Annotated in this window: 16 protein-coding genes; 7 read left to right on the top strand and 9 right to left on the bottom strand. The window is 66.1% G+C overall.

What is annotated here, in order from left to right; all coding sequences use genetic code 11:
- Positions 1-56 precede the first annotated feature (56 nt).
- The 4 genes from trmD to rpsP all read right to left on the bottom strand — a co-directional run bounded on the left by trmD (position 57) and on the right by rpsP (position 2,222).
- Positions 57-881 carry a tRNA (guanosine(37)-N1)-methyltransferase TrmD gene (trmD, locus tag JQN66_RS07760; protein WP_204677281.1) on the bottom strand — a complete coding sequence of 275 codons (825 nt, stop codon included), beginning with the start codon at positions 879-881 and terminating at the stop codon, positions 57-59.
- The gene (rimM, locus tag JQN66_RS07755) at positions 881-1,423 is read right to left on the bottom strand and encodes a ribosome maturation factor RimM (protein ID WP_188947806.1); all 543 of its coding nucleotides are present in this window, start codon (positions 1,421-1,423) and stop codon (positions 881-883) included. The genes trmD and rimM overlap by 1 nt, the downstream gene beginning before the upstream one ends.
- A 143-nt stretch (positions 1,424-1,566) precedes the next feature.
- The gene (locus JQN66_RS07750) at positions 1,567-1,809 is read right to left on the bottom strand and encodes an RNA-binding protein (protein ID WP_188947807.1); all 243 of its coding nucleotides are present in this window, start codon (positions 1,807-1,809) and stop codon (positions 1,567-1,569) included.
- A gap of 2 nt (positions 1,810-1,811) precedes the next feature.
- Positions 1,812-2,222, bottom strand: a complete 411-nt coding sequence (rpsP, locus tag JQN66_RS07745; RefSeq protein WP_188947808.1) for a 30S ribosomal protein S16 — start codon at positions 2,220-2,222, stop codon at positions 1,812-1,814.
- A 260-nt stretch (positions 2,223-2,482) separates the two neighbouring features.
- Here rpsP and JQN66_RS07740 point away from each other — a divergent pair, with 260 nt between their 5' ends.
- Positions 2,483-3,112: a LysE family translocator gene (locus JQN66_RS07740; RefSeq protein ID WP_204677280.1), complete on the top strand. Its 630-nt coding sequence runs from the start codon at positions 2,483-2,485 to the stop codon at positions 3,110-3,112.
- 107 nt (positions 3,113-3,219) lie between these two features.
- Here the strand turns inward: JQN66_RS07740 and JQN66_RS07735 are convergent, their stop codons facing one another.
- From JQN66_RS07735 to JQN66_RS07725, 3 genes are all read right to left on the bottom strand, one after another.
- Positions 3,220-5,037 carry an HNH endonuclease signature motif containing protein gene (locus JQN66_RS07735; RefSeq protein WP_204677279.1) on the bottom strand — a complete coding sequence of 606 codons (1,818 nt, stop codon included), beginning with the start codon at positions 5,035-5,037 and terminating at the stop codon, positions 3,220-3,222.
- 92 nt (positions 5,038-5,129) lie between these two features.
- A complete protein-coding gene (locus JQN66_RS07730; RefSeq protein ID WP_204677278.1) occupies positions 5,130-5,903 on the bottom strand; it encodes a hypothetical protein in 774 nt (257 codons plus the stop codon).
- 516 nt (positions 5,904-6,419) lie between these two features.
- Entirely contained in the window at positions 6,420-7,088 is a 669-nt protein-coding gene (locus tag JQN66_RS07725; protein WP_204677277.1) for a hypothetical protein, read from the bottom strand.
- A gap of 550 nt (positions 7,089-7,638) precedes the next feature.
- On the opposite strand from JQN66_RS07725, the gene efeU reads away from it, so the two are divergent.
- From efeU to JQN66_RS07705, 4 genes are all read left to right on the top strand, one after another.
- Positions 7,639-8,505, top strand: a complete 867-nt coding sequence (gene efeU, locus JQN66_RS07720; protein WP_204677276.1) for an iron uptake transporter permease EfeU — start codon at positions 7,639-7,641, stop codon at positions 8,503-8,505.
- A gap of 46 nt (positions 8,506-8,551) precedes the next feature.
- Positions 8,552-9,703: an iron uptake system protein EfeO gene (gene efeO, locus JQN66_RS07715; RefSeq protein WP_204677275.1), complete on the top strand. Its 1,152-nt coding sequence runs from the start codon at positions 8,552-8,554 to the stop codon at positions 9,701-9,703.
- Between the two features lie 10 nt (positions 9,704-9,713).
- A complete protein-coding gene (efeB, locus tag JQN66_RS07710) occupies positions 9,714-10,970 on the top strand; it encodes an iron uptake transporter deferrochelatase/peroxidase subunit (protein WP_204677274.1) in 1,257 nt (418 codons plus the stop codon).
- 83 nt (positions 10,971-11,053) lie between these two features.
- Positions 11,054-12,238, top strand: a complete 1,185-nt coding sequence (locus JQN66_RS07705; RefSeq protein WP_204677273.1) for a thiolase family protein — start codon at positions 11,054-11,056, stop codon at positions 12,236-12,238.
- A gap of 3 nt (positions 12,239-12,241) precedes the next feature.
- Here JQN66_RS07705 and cls read toward each other — a convergent pair whose 3' ends face one another.
- Entirely contained in the window at positions 12,242-13,705 is a 1,464-nt protein-coding gene (cls, locus tag JQN66_RS07700; RefSeq protein ID WP_204677511.1) for a cardiolipin synthase, read from the bottom strand.
- Between the two features lie 278 nt (positions 13,706-13,983).
- Between cls and JQN66_RS07695 the strand changes: the two genes are divergently transcribed.
- Positions 13,984-15,054 carry a thermonuclease family protein gene (locus JQN66_RS07695; RefSeq protein ID WP_204677272.1) on the top strand — a complete coding sequence of 357 codons (1,071 nt, stop codon included), beginning with the start codon at positions 13,984-13,986 and terminating at the stop codon, positions 15,052-15,054.
- A 227-nt stretch (positions 15,055-15,281) separates the two neighbouring features.
- On the opposite strand, the gene JQN66_RS07690 is transcribed toward JQN66_RS07695, so the two are convergent.
- Positions 15,282-15,527 carry a hypothetical protein gene (locus tag JQN66_RS07690; RefSeq protein WP_204677271.1) on the bottom strand — a complete coding sequence of 82 codons (246 nt, stop codon included), beginning with the start codon at positions 15,525-15,527 and terminating at the stop codon, positions 15,282-15,284.
- On the opposite strand from JQN66_RS07690, the gene JQN66_RS07685 reads away from it, so the two are divergent.
- Positions 15,520-16,293: a hypothetical protein gene (locus JQN66_RS07685; protein WP_204677270.1), complete on the top strand. Its 774-nt coding sequence runs from the start codon at positions 15,520-15,522 to the stop codon at positions 16,291-16,293. The genes JQN66_RS07690 and JQN66_RS07685 overlap by 8 nt on opposite strands.
- Positions 16,294-16,358 lie beyond the last annotated feature (65 nt).

Genomic DNA, 16,358 nt, shown 5'->3' with positions numbered 1-16,358 from the left:
CTCCAGGTGAACACCTCGGCGGCGGAACCCGCCGTGATGTCGACCTCGTAAACCGCCTACTCGGATTCGGTCCCCGCGCCGGTGGCCCAGTCAAGCTGGGACTTGGGCAGGATTTCGCCTTCCACGACGGCGAACCCGTTATGCCACAGGGCGTCTCGGTCGCGACGATTCAGGCTTTCGACATCGAGCTGGGGAATCAGATCCGGGCGGCGGGCTGCGGTGCGTTTGATCTGTTCGTCGCGGCGGTGGCGTGCCACGCGGTGGTGGTTGCCGCCAAGAAGCACCTCGGGCACCTCACGGCCGCGCCAGGAGGCCGGCTTGGTGTAGACGGGGTACTCCAGCAGCACGTCGGAATGGGACTCCTCAACGAGGGACTCCGGATTGCCGATCACGCCGGGGATCAGCCGTGCGATGGCCTCGACCATCACCATGACTGCGACTTCTCCCCCATTCAGGACATAGTCGCCGATCGACACCGGGATGACGGTGAAGTTTTCGTGCGCGTACTCGATGACGCGCTCGTCGATGCCCTCATAACGGCCGCAGGCGAAAACCAGGTGGTCTTCTTCGGCCAGGTCGTAGGCCATCTTCTGGTTGAAGACCGTCCCTGCCGGCGAGGGCACGATCAGCACCGGCTTCTTCTCGGCCGGGGCCTGGGCACGTACGGCGTCCAGCGCCTGGCCCCACGGCTCGGGCATCATGACCATGCCGGCGCCGCCGCCGTACGGGGTGTCGTCCACCTTGCGGTGCTTGTCGGTGGCGAAGTCGCGCAGGTTGGTGACGTTCAGGTCCAGGATGCCGTCTTCCGCTGCCCGGCCGATGAGCGAGAGCTGCAGCGGGTTCAGGTATTCGGGGAAAATCGAGATGACGTCCAGGCGCATTACTTGGACTCCCCTTCGGGCTGCTCGGAGTCCTCGGAGTTCAGCTCCAGCAAGCCCGGCGGCGGGGTGATGGTCAGCGTGCCTGCCTCGGTGTCGATCTCCGGGACGAACTCGTCCACGAACGGCAGGTAGATTTCCTCGCCCTCGGCGTTTTCGAAGACCAGCAGATCCTGGGCCGGGTTGGTACGCAGCGCGGTGACCACGCCGACCTCGACGCCATGGTGCATGACCTTGAGGTCCTGCAGCTCATGCTCGTACCACTCGTCGGAGTCGTCTTCCGGTTCTTCGCCGACCTCGATCTCCAGACGGGCGCCGCGCAGCGTTTCGGCGGTATTGCGGTCCGAGATCTCCTGGAAGGTCAACAACAGGATCGTCTTGTTCCAGCGCGCGCTCTTGATGATCAGCGAATCAACCGGACCACCGGTGACATGCAGGACTTCACCGGCGACGAAGCGCTCTTCGGGCGCGTCGGTGAGGACCTGGGCCGTGACTTCGCCACGGATGCCGTGGGGCTTGCCGATGCGGGCTACCTGCAATCGCATGTTCGCTGAACCTTTTCTTCGGTGGGTGGCTTCAGATGGTGAAGGAATAAATTTTTGGGGTGAAACACTAAAGGAGTTCCCGCGTTGTAGAGCGGAAACTCCTTTAGTGGTGAAACACGGCCGGGGCCGGGCTTCTAAGTTGTTCAGCCTCGGCGTCGATCAGTGTCGATGACATCAACACGGATCGATTCCTTGGCCAACGCTGCCATCACGGTGCGCAGTGCCCGTGCGGTGCGACCCTGGCGACCGATCACACGACCGAGATCATCAGGGTTCACACGTACTTCGAGCAAGTCGCCGCGGCGGGTGGACTTCAGGGCAACCTGAACATCCTCCGGTTCCTCGACGACCCCGCGTACCAGGTGGTCTAGCGCGTCAACGAGCATGATTACTCAGCCTCGGTAGCTTCAGCCTCTGCCTCTTCGGCAGCTGGCTTTTCAGCCTTCTTGGTGATGGCTTCCTTGAGGATAACCGAGCCCTTTTCAGGAGCAACGAATGCTGGCTTAGGCTCGGCAACCTTGTAGGTGCCTTCCTGGCCATCGATGCCCTTGAACTTCTGCCAGTCACCGGTGACCTTCAGCAGTGCGTGTACCTGCTCGGTTGGCTGAGCGCCAACGGACAGCCAGTACTGTGCACGGTCCGAATCAATCTCGATGATCGAAGGGTTCTCGGTCGGGTGGTACTTACCGATCTCCTCGATGGCACGGCCATCGCGCTTGGAGCGCGAGTCCATGACGACAACGCGGTAGAAAGGTGCGCGCATCTTACCGAAGCGCTTCAGACGAATCTTTACGGCCACTTTAGTGGTCTCCTGTTTCTCAACATGGTCGAGCCAAGCGTTGTGCACCTGTGGGGCAGGCCTTACTAACCCGGCTCTAAAAGGACAGGATTCGAAACGGAGAGAGGGTCCATAACAAATCGAGTACCCTGCAATTATGCCAGAGACTCCGGACCCAAACCAATTCCTCCCACCCTCCGCGTGCCCGATCATCAGATGAGCTTGGTCACGCCCGAGTTGGAACCGGAGTGGCCTCCCGGGAGGGAACTACGATTAATTCTATGACCGTCACCTCTGCTTTGTTTTCCTTCGCCGTGGTCGCCGCGCTGATGACCCTGGTTCCAGGGGTCGATACGGCGCTGATCCTGCGCTCGGCGGTGACGCGCAGCCGATTGGACGCACTGGTGGCGGCCCTCGGAATCTGCTCCGGCGTCTTCATATGGGGCATCATCGCAGCCGCTGGAGCGTCCGCGGTTCTGGCCGCTTCCCAGCTCGCCTACCAAATACTGACCTATGCCGGAGCGGCCTACCTGATATTCCTGGGCGGCCAGATGATCTACCGTTCCTTGCGGCGCCGGGAACTGGAGCCGACGAATGTTTCCGTGGCCAGCAGCAATTGGAAAGCGTACGCGACGGGCATGGTGACTAATCTGTTGAATCCGAAGATCGGCGTCTTCTACATCGCGGTGATCCCCCAGTTCACCCCGGCCGATGCCAATGCGCTTCTCATGGGCATCGCGTTGTCTGCGGTGCATGTGGCAATGACCCTGGCATGGGCCGGCGTACTCATTCTGGGAGCCTCGCTGGCCGGACAATGGCTGAGCACGCCGAAGGCAGTGACGTGGATGGACCGGATCGCCGGAACGGTACTGGTGGGATTCGGCCTTAGGGTGGCGCTCTCCAAGCCTTAGGCTCAGCGCCGCAGGGATCAACTCACCGTTCTGGTTTCCTGTCGAGGATCCGGAAAAGGCATGCCGGGCCCAGTGAATTCTCCGGGTCCATGTCAAGCATGCGGGTTTTAGGCAGCGGTGTAGAGCCGGTTGCGTTGGGGTATCTGCAAGGGATCCACGTGCTTGGGGAACAAAATGTAGGCCAGTCCCCCGATTTTCACGAGCGTCAGCAAACCGGCGTGGATCGCCAAATGGTGCCGCCGGCACAGGCACGAGGCGTTGCGGCAACTGGTTTTCCCGCCATGTTCCCACCAGTCGTCGTGGTGGCATTCGAGCATTTCAGGCGGCGCGGTGCAGCCGGGCACAATGCACCCACGATCCCGGGCCAGCGCGGCCCGTTTGATGGCTTCGGTGAAGAATCTCTGGGTCCGCCCGACGTCCAGCGGTTGCCCGTCGGGCCCGAAGATCACGCGGTAGATTGCGCCCTCGCACATGAGCCTGCCGGTTTCGGCCGCGTCGAGCTTTACCCCGTGGTCCGTGGTCGAGGTGAGCCGGTCGGGGCGCCGCAAATCGTCAAGGGCCTTCAACTGGATGTGGATTCCGATCCGGGGCGCGATGGTTTTGGCGCCTTGCCCCGGGGTGCCGGCTCCCAAGGCCGCGAGAAATGCGTTCAGCCGGCGCTGGGCGGGCGGGACGTCGGCGTCGCCGCCCAGATCGGGATCCTGGTCGCTGAATGTGGTTCGAGACTGTCCGGCGTCCTCGTCGTGCTCAGAGTCCACAAACTCGAAATCTTGTTCAGCCGAGTCGAACAACGTTTCCTGCGATCCTTCGTCCTTGGCCTGCCACCCATCGAGGTCGACGATGTTCTCACTGCCCTCGCCAGCGGTGGCGTCATCGGCGCCGGAATTGATCCCGGACCAGTCCGGTGCCGGTTCGTCGGAGCTGAACAGCGGGTCGGTCTGGATCTCCTCGTGTTCCGCCGCCTCGACGTCCGCGGTGCCGCGTTCGGCTTTCTGCGTGCCGGCGCGCCCGGCACTCCGGGCGGCCTTGCCGGCTTGGGTGCGCGGGTTGTCCGCTTGCCCCATCATGGAGCGAAGCTGCTCGGCCTGCTCCCCCGCGGCGCGCAGGTCGTAACAGTCCACCCCGGCGCGGGTGCCGCGGAAGAAGATGCCGGTGTCCGGGGCGTGGTTCTTGCCATGCTCACGCCGGTAGTCGGAAAGCAAGGTGGATACCTGCTTCTCGCTGGTGGTGCGATTCGGCTCGATGAGGGCGGCGGCCACATGGTCTTCCATGAGGGCGCCGTCGGCGTGCCGGACGGTGGGCGGCAGCGGGGTGCCTTCGAAGCAGGTGTCGGCCGGTTCGAACTTGTCCAGCGCCCGGGCGGCCTGGGCGACCCGGCGAGGGTCCACCGTTCCCGGGTTCTCGTACATTTGGGCAAGCCGGGCCAAGCGCGGGGCAAGCGTGCCGCCGTCCATGGCACGGCGGGCGATGAGCAGGTGCGCATCGTTCAGCCGGGCGGCGGCGCCATAGTAGTTCAGGCCGAGCCATGCGGCGGCGAAGTCGGCGGTAGTGCCGTAGTGCGCGCGGCCGGAATGCAGGCGCGGTGCGGCGCCGAGGTGCAACCGCCCGTAGGCGTTCTGATCCTGGGCGCGGCGCAGGGCGGCCAGTTCGTCGTCATCCAGCAGGTGGGCCCCGGTGGATTCGAGGTGGATTTGGCTGCGCAGCTGCTCGCGCTGGGTGTAGTGGAACAGCTTTTCGACCAGTTGGGCGTGGGCGGCGGCGACCCGCGGGTCCTCGATCCCGCGCAGGGCTTCGGAGAGCTTCACCAGCAGCGCGCAGCAGGAGGCCATGACGTCGAGCAGCGCGGCGGCCGCGCCGCGCGGGATGCTCCCGGTGATGACTTCGCGCAGCACCTGAAGTGCCGCGGCTAGCTGGTGAATATTCATGAGACCAGCCTGGCCCGCAGTATTCGGCTGCGGCAGCACTTAGTTGCGAACTGTGGGCAAGTCCATAAATGTTTTCCTGCACTCCGCGGAGTTTAAGGCGCCGAGGTCTCCTGCACCGCTGGACGCGCACGGCGCACCGCATTGCCCGCATACAGGGCGAAGGCCAGGAGCATTGCCAGTCCCGCAGCGGCAGTAGCTGCTGCCATGACGGTTTCAGTGCCACGGGTCGTGTCAAAGGACTGGTCGCCGGCGAAAACTGGCGCGATGAACAAGCTGCAGAAGATATACCCGACGATGGTAGTGCTCAGCGAGCAGGCAAGCGCGATACCTAGAACGGGAGTTCGCCGCCAGGCCAAGACCACCAGCACAGCCAGCGCTACGAATCCCAGCAGATACGCCACCCCGGCGATTCCACTTTGCGACAGCGGCGCGAAGGGCTTGCCGTCCAGTCCGGTGCGCAGCGACTGGTATCCAATGAGTGCTGCACTGGCAACGGCGCAAAGCCCCAGCAGCGTATGCAGCATGCGCCTCGGGCGGAGGTTCCCCGGGCGCAGGGCCAGCAGCGCAACCAGCGTGAGGAACAAGCCGGCGGCTTGGAAAAACATGCCGATCCCGAAGGGAATGCTCGTGTCAGGGATCAGTACGACGGGATCTTCAGCCAGGTAGTAGTCGAATTCGTGGCTTTCGATGGAGTACTGCGACCACCCCGTGCCGTCCGCATGGGTGATCCACCGGGAATTGGCTGCGCGCAGCTGGAAACCTGCGGAGACGACGAAAAGCATTGCAGCGAATAATGCGGCCGGCAGGCAAGTCCAGTGCGGGGCCTTCATCCTGGCAGGACCGGCCAGATATTCCAGTGCTTTCATGGACAGAGACTAGCGAAACGGGGACGTCGAGCACAGTGGATGCAGACAGAAACCTCGATGCGACCTTGGTGCGTTGCACCGGATAATGATTTTGATCGACAGCCAGGATGCTGGATCGTCGAAGATGATATGAACCAACCGCGACCGAACCGAAGTAGATGCGGGATCGGCGCGGCGCGAAAGGGTTACCTGAGTTTTACTCACATCGCGTCGGCCGGAGCGGAGCGACGGGGATTCGCACCTCGTCGGCCTCTTCATTACCAGCATTCCAGCCACGTCCAGGCACCTGCCATTAAAGGTTCGCTATGCTGGGAAACCAGTCAGATCCCGCGCTTGTGGTCGACCCACTGTTTCCCTTCACTTGATCTTGGTTAGCGCGCTGCCCGGGCAGCCCTTCCGTCCGGAGCCAGGCATGGGGCAAGAACACCCCGGCAGCAGTTCGACAAGTTGCATTCCTCTACCGCGCAGCCTGGATCGAGACCGGCAAGGAAGGCGGGCTCGGTTGTCTGTGTTGCGTCAACCTGTGCCCTCGCTCAAGCCTCGAAGTGCCGCGATCCCGGCGAGCGCGACGCTTGCCGCAAGGATCGTCTCCGTACCGGAGGGATCATCGTCGAATTTGCTGAAGCTCAGTGCCGGAGCGACATGAGCACCGGTAGGCAGCCAGCCAAGAGGCGTGGTCGGCCCCAAGCACCACAACGCGATCGCCAGCGCGGGCAGCCGGAGCCAGGCCGGTAAAGCCAACAGCAAGAGCGCAGGATTGGGAAGAATCAGCAGGAGCGTTTCCAGGGTCCCCGCGGGGCTCGCTGCGTCGAGCTCACCGGTGATCCCGGTTGGCACGGCGCGCACACCAAGCAGGGTGGACCAGGCGACGGCAAAGAGGCCGAGCAGCAACTGGGCGCCGTAGGCCCATCGTGCCGCGCGTCGGCTCATCTGTTGCAGGCAAGTCACAAGGAACACGAGGCCTGCTGCCTGCAGCAGCATGCCGATCCCGAAGGGGCGGTGGGTATCTGACGGCAGCATGGCTGGTTCGGTGCTCCAGTAGTAGTCGAATCGGGAGTCCTCGATCCGGAGAGCGTCGATCCCTTGGGCATGGGTGATCCACCGCGAGTGCGAGGCACGCAGCTGGAAGCCGAAGGAAGCCAGGAAGCACACCCCCCGTACATGACGGCATAGCCGATCGACCATCCGGCGGTTCGCTGAGCTGCCATCCCCACGGCACGGTGGCGCGCTGCGCGGCGCGTCTGCGTTGGCCGCAGCTCCTCGTCCACGTTGCCCGCGTTCATGGGCAGTAGGCCAGCAAGCCGGATCGGGGGCTAAAGCCCCGAGGATGCGGGCGAGAATCGCTGAAACTTCCCCGTAATGCCACTGACTGGGACCAGATGAGGCGAATGGCAGGGAAAATCAGCAGAAGCTTTGACTTCGTCCGGAGAAAGGCGAAAGAAAGCGCGGATCTGCGACGGGTTCTCGCCTTCCACTTGCCTTGCCCAGGCAGCGGATGCCAAATGGTGCGCGAAACGCGCGGATGACGCGAGGTTAAGCGATGCGGGGAGGCTAATGCGCTTGACTGCTTTTCAGGGAAAGCGAATCTGGTCTGAACGTTTTTCGCAGGAAGTTGTTTAGGCTAACCTTAGACTGATCGACCTGTGGCTCGCATCGCATTCGCGGGCACCGGCGGTCACCCGCGATCGACAAATACCCCTTCGCGGGAGCGCTACGACTATGAAGGCAGCACCAGATGATCGGAAACTACCTGATCGGACTGCGCGAGGGACTGGAAGCGGTCCTGATCGTCGTCCTGCTGATCGCGTACCTGACCAAAACGAACCGCAGGCACCTGCTGCCGCGCATCTACGCCGGCGTGGGCGTCGCGGTCGCGGTCTCGCTGGGTTTCGGCGCGCTGCTGACCTTCGGCCCGAAGGGGCTGACCTTCCAGGCGCAGGAGATCATCGGCGGCACGCTGTCCATCCTGGCCGCCGGCCTGGTGACCTGGATGATCTTCTGGATGGCCAAGACCTCCAAGACGCTGAACAAGGACCTGCAGCACCAGGTGGACAAGGCCGCCGACGGCTCGGCCTGGGGGCTGGTGGTCGTCGGGGCGCTGTCGGTGGGCCGCGAGGGCCTGGAGACGGCGCTGTTCATCTGGGCCGCCGCGCGCACCAGCGAGGACACCTGGGAGCCGCTGCTCGGCGCGGGCCTGGGCATCGCCACCGCCATCCTGCTCGGCGTGCTGCTGCACCGCGGCATCGTGAAGATCCAGCTGTCCAAGTTCTTCGCCTACACCGGGGTGCTGCTGGTCATCGTGGCCGCCGGCGTGCTGGCCTACGGCGTGCACGACCTGCAGGAAGCGGGTGTGCTGCCGGGCATCAACACGCTGGCCTTCGACCTCAGCGCGCAGCTGCCGCCCTCGGGCGTGGCCGCCACCTTGCTGCAGGGCATCTTCAACTTCACCCCCGCGATGACCGTGCTGCAGGTGGCCGCCTGGGCCGCCTATATCGTGCCGGTGATGTTCTTCTACCTGCGCGCCCTGCGCACCGGGAAGCAGGGCGCCGCACCAGCGCCCACGCCGGCGCAGCCCCGGACGCAAGCGCCGGGCAATGCCTGAGCACCGCCCCGCACCAACCATTCGCACTACCGAGGATCCACCACCCATGACCAAGTTCCTGGCACCCGCCGCCCTGCTCGCGCTCGGCGCCCTGGCCCTGACCGGCTGCACCGACAACAACGCCGCCGCCAGCGCGGACGGATCGATCGCCGTCACCGCGAGCGACGACGCCTGCACCCTGGCCAGCGCCACCGCCGCCGGCGGCACCCTGAAGTTCACCGTGAAGAACGAGGGCACCAAGGTCAACGAGTTCTACCTGCTGGCCGAGGACGGCCTGCGCATCGTGGGCGAGGTGGAGAACATCGGCCCGGGCGTGAGCCGCGACCTGGTGGTCATGGCCCCCGAGGGCAGCTACTTCGCCGCCTGCAAGCCGGGCATGGTGGGCGACGGCATCCGCTCGCCCTTCACCGTGACCGCCGCGGCCGCCGGCCAGGAGGTCTCCGCGGACCGCGCCGCGCTGCAGAAGACCGCCGTGGACCAGTACGCCGCCTACGTGAAAGACCAGTCGCAGCAGCTGCTGGCCGGCACCGAGGACTTCGCGGCGGCCTTCGCGGCCGGCGAGGGGGCCACGGCGAAGGAACTCTACCCGCAGGTGCGCATGCACTGGGAGCGCATCGAGCCGGTGGCCGAGTCCTTCGGCGACCTGGACCCGATCCTCGACGCCCGCGAGGCGGACCTGGAAGAGGGCCAGGAGTTCACCGGCTGGCACCGCGCGGAAAAGGACCTGTGGGCGCCGAAGGGCTACACCAAGATGACGCAGGCGCAGCGCCAGCAGATCGCGGACGGCATGGTGGAGAACACCGCCGAGCTGGCCACCCGCGCCCAGGCGCTGGAATTCACCCCGGACAAGCTGGCCAACGGCGCCAAGGAGCTGCTGGACGAGGTCGCCACCGGCAAGGTCACCGGCGAGGAGGAGGCCTTCTCGCACACCGACCTGTGGGACTTCCAAGCCAACCTGGAGGGCGCGAAGATCGCCTACCAGGACCTGGCCCCGCTGCTGAAGGGCACCGAGGACGCGCTGGATACCGAATTGGCGCAGAACTTCGCGACGCTGCAGGAACAGCTGGACGCCTACCGCGTGGACGAGGGCTTCAAGTACTACGATCAGCTGTCCACCGCGCAGGTGCAGGAGCTGGCCGCCGGGGTCGACGCCCTGTCCGAGCCGCTCTCCCGCCTGACCGCCGCGGTGGTCAAGTAGGGGGCACGGCATGAGCGAGACGAAGAACCCCGGCATCTCCCGGCGGCTGCTGCTCACCGGGGCCGGAGCCGGCGGCGCGGGCCTTGCAGTGGGCGCGCTGGCCGCCGCGGCCTTCGGCGGGCAGCTGCCCCAGAAGCCCGCCGCGGACACCGTGGACTTCTACGGCGAGCACCAGGCCGGCATCACCACCGAGGCCCAGGACCGCATGCACATCGTCGGCTTCGACGTGACCACCAAGGACCGCGGCCGGCTCATCGAGCTGCTCAGGGACTGGACCGCCGCGATCGAGCAGATGACCGCCGGCCGCCCGGTGGGCGGCGGCGGCTCCTACGACGCCCCGCCGGAAGACACCGGGGAGGCCGAGGGGCTGAGCCCGGCGCACCTCACGGTGACCGTGGGCTTCGGCCGCTCGCTGTTCCTCGACGAGCACGGCAAGCCGCGCTTCGGACTGGAGGGAAAGCTGCCCGAGGCGCTGATCGAGCTGCCGCACTTCTCCGGGGACATGGTGGAGGAAGCCCGCAGCGGCGGGGACATCGTGGTGCAGGCCTGCGCCAACGACCCGCAGGTGGCGGTGCACGCGATCCGCAACCTCTCGCGCCTGGGCTTCGGCACGGTGCGGGTGCGCTTCAGCCAGATCGGCTTCGGCCGCACCGCCAAGACCACCAGCGCGCAGCAGACCCCGCGCAACCTGTTCGGCTTCAAGGACGGCACCGCCAACATCCTGGCCGAGGACGCCGACGCGCTCGCCGAGCACGTCTGGGTGGGCGCCGGCAGCGACCAGCCGTGGATGGAAGGGGGCACCTACCTGGTGGCCCGGCGCATCCGCATGCAGATCGAGACCTGGGACCGCTCCTCGCTGCGCGAGCAGGAGAACGTGGTGGGCCGCATCAAGTCCACCGGCGCCCCGCTGTCCGGCGGCGAGGAGTTCTCCGAGCCGGACTTCGCGATGGCAGGTTCGGCCGGGCCGCTGGTCCCGGTGGATTCGCATGTGGCGGTGCTGCACCCCAGCGCGCACGGCGGGGCGCGGATGCTGCGCCGCGGCTTCAACTACACCGACGGCTCGGACGGGCTGGGCCGGCTGGATGCGGGGCTGTTCTTCATCGCGTTCGTCATCGATGCGCGCACGCACTTCGTGCCGCTGCAGCAGGCGATGAGCGCGAACGACGCGATGAACGAGTACCTGCGCCACACCTCCTCCGGGCTCTACGCGATCCCGCCGGGCATCCAGCCGGGCCAGTACCTGGGCCAGCAGCTCTTCGAGGGCTGAGTCCCTGCCAGCGCCTGCCATGGCGGATCTTGCGGTGCCGCGCCTAGACTGGGCCAACCATCGGTTCGGCGGCGGAGGACCCCATGAGCACGGTATTGCAGCAGCACAAGATCACCATCCTGGCCGGGGCGCGCACCGCGGTGGGCCGCTTCAACGGCATGTACAAGGACCTGGAGGCAGCGCAGCTGGGCGCGGCCGCGGTTGGCGGAGCGCTGGCCCGCAGCGGGCTGGACCCCGAGGCGGTGGACGAGGTCGTGATGGGCTGCATCGGCCAGGTCGGCGCGGAATTCTACAACGCCCGGCGGGTGGCGCTGGGCGCCGGCCTGCCGGCCAGCACCACGGCGTTCAACGTGAACCGCTTGTGCGGCAGCGGGCTGCAGGCGGTGTTCAGCGCCGCGCAGTCGCTGGCGGTGGGCGCTTCCCGGGTGGCGGTGGCCGGCGGCAACGAGTCCATGACCGGCATGCCGTACCTGGACTACTCGGCCGGGCAGGCCCGCTCGCTGGCCCCGCGCACGCTGCGCCACGGCACCCTGGCGATGCTCACCGATCCGTTCAGCAACCGGCACATGGGCACCACCGCGGACGCGGTGGCCAGGAAGTACGACGTGGGCCGGGCGGCGCAGGACGAATTCGCGCTGCGCTCGCAGCAGCTGGCCGGCAGCCAGATCGCCCGCCAGGCCTTCGCGCAGGAGATCATCGAGGCGCCCCTGGCCGGCGGCGAGGGCCAGGATCGCGACGAGCACCCGCGGCAGGGGGTGAGCCTGGAATCCCTGGCCGCGCTGAAGCCGGCCTTCTCCCCCGATGGCACGGCCACCGCGGGCAACTCCTCGGGCGTGAACGACGGGGCGGCGGCGCTGGTGCTGGCCAAGGGCGAGTACGTGCGGGCGCACGGGCTGCCGGCGCTGGCCACGGTGGAGCACGTGGTGGTCACCGCCATGGATCCTGCCTACATGGGCTACGCCCCGACCTTCGCGCTGCGCAAGCTGTTCGCCGAGACCAAGCTGGGTCCGAAGGACATCGACGTGTTCGAGCTGAACGAGGCGTTCGCCGCGCAGGCGCTGGCGGTGATCCGCGACGCGCAGCTGGAGCCCTACAAGGTCAACCCCTACGGCGGGGCCATCGCGCTGGGCCACCCGGTGGGAGCCACCGGCGCGATCCTCACGCTGCGCGCGGCGCTGGACCTGCAGCGCCGGGACCTGGAGTACGCGGTGGTGACGCTGTGCATCGGCGGCGGGCAGGGCATCGCGGCGCTGCTGAAGCGGGTCTGAGGGCTACTGCAGGGCGGAGGTGAGCCGGGCCAGCGAGTCCAGGATCTTCTCGCGCCATGGACGGCGCTTCCAGCGCTGGAGGTCGATGGGCAGGCTGAGCTCCCGGTAGCCGTCCTCGACCTTGCGCATTTCGGCGACGAACTCCGCCCCGCGCACTAGCAGCGAGACCTCCATGTTCAGGCTGAAGGAGCGCATGTCCATGTTGCTGGAGCCGATGACCGCGACCTGGTCGTCGATGGAGAAGTGCTTGGAGTGCAGCACGGTGGGCGAGGGGTACTGGTAGATCTTCACCCCGGCGGCCAGCAGGTCGGTGTAGTAGGAGCGCTGCGCGTGGTAGACCATCGCCTGGTCGGCGACCTCGGAGACGAACAGCTCCACGTCAAGCCCGCGGGAGGCGGCGGTGATGATGGCCTGCAAGGTGGCCTCGTCGGGGACGAAGTAGGGGCTGGTGATGCTCACCCGGTGCCGTGCGTTGTGGATCAGCGAGACGAAGAGCTTGAGGTTGTTGTCGTTCTCGAAGCTCGGCCCGCTGGGGATCACCTGGGCGTCCAGCCCGTGCACGGTGCGCGACTGGTGGGTGCTGGGGGTCTCGTGGTGGATGCTGGCCTCGCGCACCCGGTACTTCTCCCCTTCGAGCAGCTCGTCGGTTTCGCTGTACCAGTCGGTGATGAACACCGCGTCCAGCTCGGAGACGATGGGGCCTTCCAGCCGCACCATGAGCTCCTTCCAGTGCAGGCCGCGGCGCAGGTTCTTGGGCTTGAGGTAGCTGGAGTCGATCAGGTTCTGCGAGCCGGTGAATCCCACCTCGCCGTCAACGATCAGCAGCTTGCGGTGGTTGCGCAGATCCGGGCGCTGCCATTGGCCCTTGTGGGGCTTGAGCGGCAGCATGTGGTGCCATTCGATGCCCAGCCGGTCCAGCTCGTCCATGGTTTCCTGGCGCCGCGGCAGGGTCAGGGTGGCGACGTGGTCGAAGAGCACGCGCACCGCGACCCCGCGCTCGGCGGCGCGGCCCAGGGCGGCGACCAGCTCGCCGGTGGCCTGGTCGCTGACCAGGATGTAGAACTCCACGTGGACGAAGGACCGCGCCTTCTCGACGGCGCGGACCATGGAGGCGATGGACTGCGCGTAGCCGCCGATCAGCGTGGCGGAGGTTCCCGAGACCATGCCCAGCGCGCCGAGCTTCTCGTTCATCGCCACGGTGGGCACCAGCCAGTCCGGGGAGTCGAACTGCGCCCGGTGCCCGCTCAGCCCGGAGGCGGCGTGCATCAGCTCGTTGACCTGCTGCTGCTTCTCCCTGCGGTGGCGCGGCAGCCGGCCGAAGCCGATCAGGAAGAAGGCGATGGCGCCCAGATACGGGATGAAGATGATCGTCATGATCCAGGCGATGGCCGTGGCCGGCTTGCGGCGCGAGGAGATGACGATGGCGGCGGTCAGGCCGATGGCCAGGTGCAGGATCAGGAAAACCATGCCAACGACGTCAGCTGTAGTCAAAGCGCTGCCTCTCAGTTCCACGATGCGCAGCCGGGCGGGCTGCGGCGGCCGAAAGCGGCCCTGTAGGAAATCCTATGTTCCTGGGCGCGGTTTTCCGCAGCTAACGCGCTGCCGGAGGGTGTCCAACCTCTCAGCCGGTCCCCTGACTTATAAGGACCCCCTGGGCGGCCGATAGATATATTGAAGGTGCAAGTAACTTGCCGCGGCGTTCCTCGCCGCGCCTCATCACCCGCACCCCAAGGACAACAAGCATCATGAGCAAGAGAGCAGGATGGATTTCAGCGGGCGTCGTCGCCTCGCTGGTCGCCGGCGGCGCCGTCTACGCCACCACCTCGAATTCGGATTCCCACGGCACGGTCATCCGCGTGGTCGACGGCGACACCGTGGATCTTCAGATCGCCGGCGAAGAAACGCGTGTACGGCTGCTGAATATCGACACCCCCGAAACCGTGGATCCCGACAAGGCCGTCGAATGCATGGGTCCGGAAGCCACGGACTACCTGAGCTCGCTGCTGCAGCCCGGGGAGAAGGTGGACCTGGAATACGACGTCGAACGCGAGGACCGCTACGGGCGGACCCTGGCCGGGGTCTTCAAGGACGACCTGTTCGTCAACAGCGCCATCGCCGCGGCAGGACTGGGCGTCGCCGTGAAATACGCGCCGAACGTGAAGTTCTACGACGAGGTGCTGGCCGCCGAGCAGCAGGCGGCCGACGCCGGTGAGGGACTGTTCAGCCCGGCCGTCGACTGCACCATCCCGGCCCAGCTGGACGAGGCCGGCACCGCGCTCTCCGAGGTTTCAGCACTACCGGCCGACAGCATCGAGGAAGCGGAATCGCTCATGGGCGAGGCCGCGGCCGCCGTGGGCGTGGGCCTGGCGGTGAAGAGCGCCCTGGGCAAGGCCAAGGCCGCCACGCATCCGGTGACCTACGCGCTGCTGAACGGCCGCTACGCCAGCGACGTTTCCCGCCTTTCCACGCGGATCGATGACACCCGGCGGCTGGAGGCCGTCCACAAGGAACAGCGCGCCGACCTGGTGGAGAAGGAAAAGCAGCGCAAGGAAGCGGAGCGCAAGAAGAAGGAAGCTGAAGCCAAGGCGAAGAAGGCGGCCGAGGCCGAGAAGAAGGCCGAAGCCGCCGCCCAGCGGGCCGCCGAGCAACGGGCCGCGGCGAAGGCCGCGCAGAAGGCGCAGCAGAAGCGCTATTCCGCGCCGAAGTCGACGCCGCGGACGCAGCCCAAGAAGTCGGCGCCGAAGACGAATTCCTACTCGAACTACACCGGCCCGCGGTGCTACGCACCCGGCGGCAAGACCTGGAAGCCCTGCTGACACCAGGCGGCCGGCAGACCAGCGGCTTGCCTGCCGCTGATTGTCCCGTTTGACGCCCGGTGCCCGGATCCTCGTGATCCGGGTGCCGGGCATTGCTTATCTTCAATCCAAATTACTCTCCCGCCGGTGTCATATTTATCCACCGACCAGAGACAAAACCCCGGGCACCCCTAGGATCAGAATCGTCGGAGCACTGCGCCGCAGTGGACCGGCTTGGCATCCAGACTTCAGCATCCCCGAGGAGAAACCATCATTTCCATCACCCGCCGGTTCACGGCAGCCTCGGCCGCCACGGTCCTTGCGCTTGCACTCAGCTCGTGCTCTGCTTCTCCCTCGCAGCCTTCGCCCGAACCCTCGGGCACGGCTACGGCTACTGCTTCGCCTACGGCTGCTGCTACATCCACGCCAACCAGTTCAGCATCGGCGAGCGCCACGGCGCAGGCCGCGGAGACAGTGAAGCGCACGGTGGGCAAGGGGCATTTCGAACTTGAATTGCCGGCGGACTGGAGCCTGAAGGAAACCGGCGACTATGCCGAGGGCCAGATCTACGAGGACCTCAAGTCCAGCTACAGCATCCGCAATGCCAAGGGCGCCCAAATGGCGGTGCTGGGAACCGGCATCGAATTCTACTGGCATGGCGAGCCGCCCATGACCCAGGTGCACAACGAGATCGTCGACTTCAGCGACAAAGCGATTAATGGCCAGTCCTATGTTTTCGCCACGTCCGAGGACAGCACCGGAACGTCCATCAGCCTGAGCATGGCCAGCAAGGAGCAGCTCGCCGAGGCTGATGCCTTGCCTTGGGTCTTCAACCCCACGCAGTCCAGCGCGGCGACGTTCTACCGGGTCATTGAGGACGACGAGCATCTCACTGGAGTGGATCCGAGCCTGACGGGGATTGCCCGGGCCAAAGCCTATGCAAAAACCCCGGAGTACCGGCAGCTGAAATCCGTCATGCTCTCGATGAAGGAAATCAAGAAGTTCACCGCCCCGCCGCTGGGCGAAGCGAGCACCGCGCCGGCCTCCTGCGTCGGTGCGAAGTACTCCTATGATCTGGGAAATTCCCAGCTCAGCTGCGACGAAGCCAAGGCCTTCCTTCAGCGGCTGCTGCAGGAGCGCCCAAGCACCGGGGGCGTGGAGATCATCGGCGTGGGCGCCTGCATGCTGGCCTGGGAAGATGCACCGGGCTTCTGCCTTGTCGAGTCAACCGGCGGTCGTTTCGACTTCAGCGTGCGATAAGCTTCGGGCCGCCGCTCCCGGACCGCGACGAAAACACGAAGCAACCAGGTGCCTCGCAGCGTCGT

The sequence above is a fragment of the Glutamicibacter protophormiae genome, assembly GCF_016894325.1.
Classification (GTDB): Bacteria; Actinomycetota; Actinomycetes; order Actinomycetales; family Micrococcaceae; genus Glutamicibacter; species Glutamicibacter protophormiae.
This window is presented reverse-complemented; position numbering and strand designations above follow the sequence as displayed.

Bases quoted from the DNA above. Each gene is read 5' to 3' on its own strand.
- cls (WP_204677511.1), bottom strand. From the start codon at position 13,705: ATGGTTTTCCTGATCCTGCACCTGGCCATCGGCCTGACCGCCGCCATC.
- JQN66_RS07735 (WP_204677279.1), bottom strand. From the start codon at position 5,037: ATGAATATTCACCAGCTAGCCGCGGCACTTCAGGTGCTGCGCGAAGTC.
- JQN66_RS07730 (WP_204677278.1), bottom strand. From the start codon at position 5,903: ATGAAAGCACTGGAATATCTGGCCGGTCCTGCCAGGATGAAGGCCCCG.
- JQN66_RS07705 (WP_204677273.1), top strand. From the start codon at position 11,054: ATGAGCACGGTATTGCAGCAGCACAAGATCACCATCCTGGCCGGGGCG.
- JQN66_RS07740 (WP_204677280.1), top strand. From the start codon at position 2,483: ATGACCGTCACCTCTGCTTTGTTTTCCTTCGCCGTGGTCGCCGCGCTG.
- JQN66_RS07750 (WP_188947807.1), bottom strand. From the start codon at position 1,809: ATGCTCGTTGACGCGCTAGACCACCTGGTACGCGGGGTCGTCGAGGAA.
- JQN66_RS07725 (WP_204677277.1), bottom strand. From the start codon at position 7,088: ATGGTCGATCGGCTATGCCGTCATGTACGGGGGGTGTGCTTCCTGGCT.
- trmD (WP_204677281.1), bottom strand. From the start codon at position 881: ATGCGCCTGGACGTCATCTCGATTTTCCCCGAATACCTGAACCCGCTG.
- efeO (WP_204677275.1), top strand. From the start codon at position 8,552: ATGACCAAGTTCCTGGCACCCGCCGCCCTGCTCGCGCTCGGCGCCCTG.
- rimM (WP_188947806.1), bottom strand. From the start codon at position 1,423: ATGCGATTGCAGGTAGCCCGCATCGGCAAGCCCCACGGCATCCGTGGC.
- efeB (WP_204677274.1), top strand. From the start codon at position 9,714: ATGAGCGAGACGAAGAACCCCGGCATCTCCCGGCGGCTGCTGCTCACC.
- JQN66_RS07695 (WP_204677272.1), top strand. From the start codon at position 13,984: ATGAGCAAGAGAGCAGGATGGATTTCAGCGGGCGTCGTCGCCTCGCTG.
- efeU (WP_204677276.1), top strand. From the start codon at position 7,639: ATGATCGGAAACTACCTGATCGGACTGCGCGAGGGACTGGAAGCGGTC.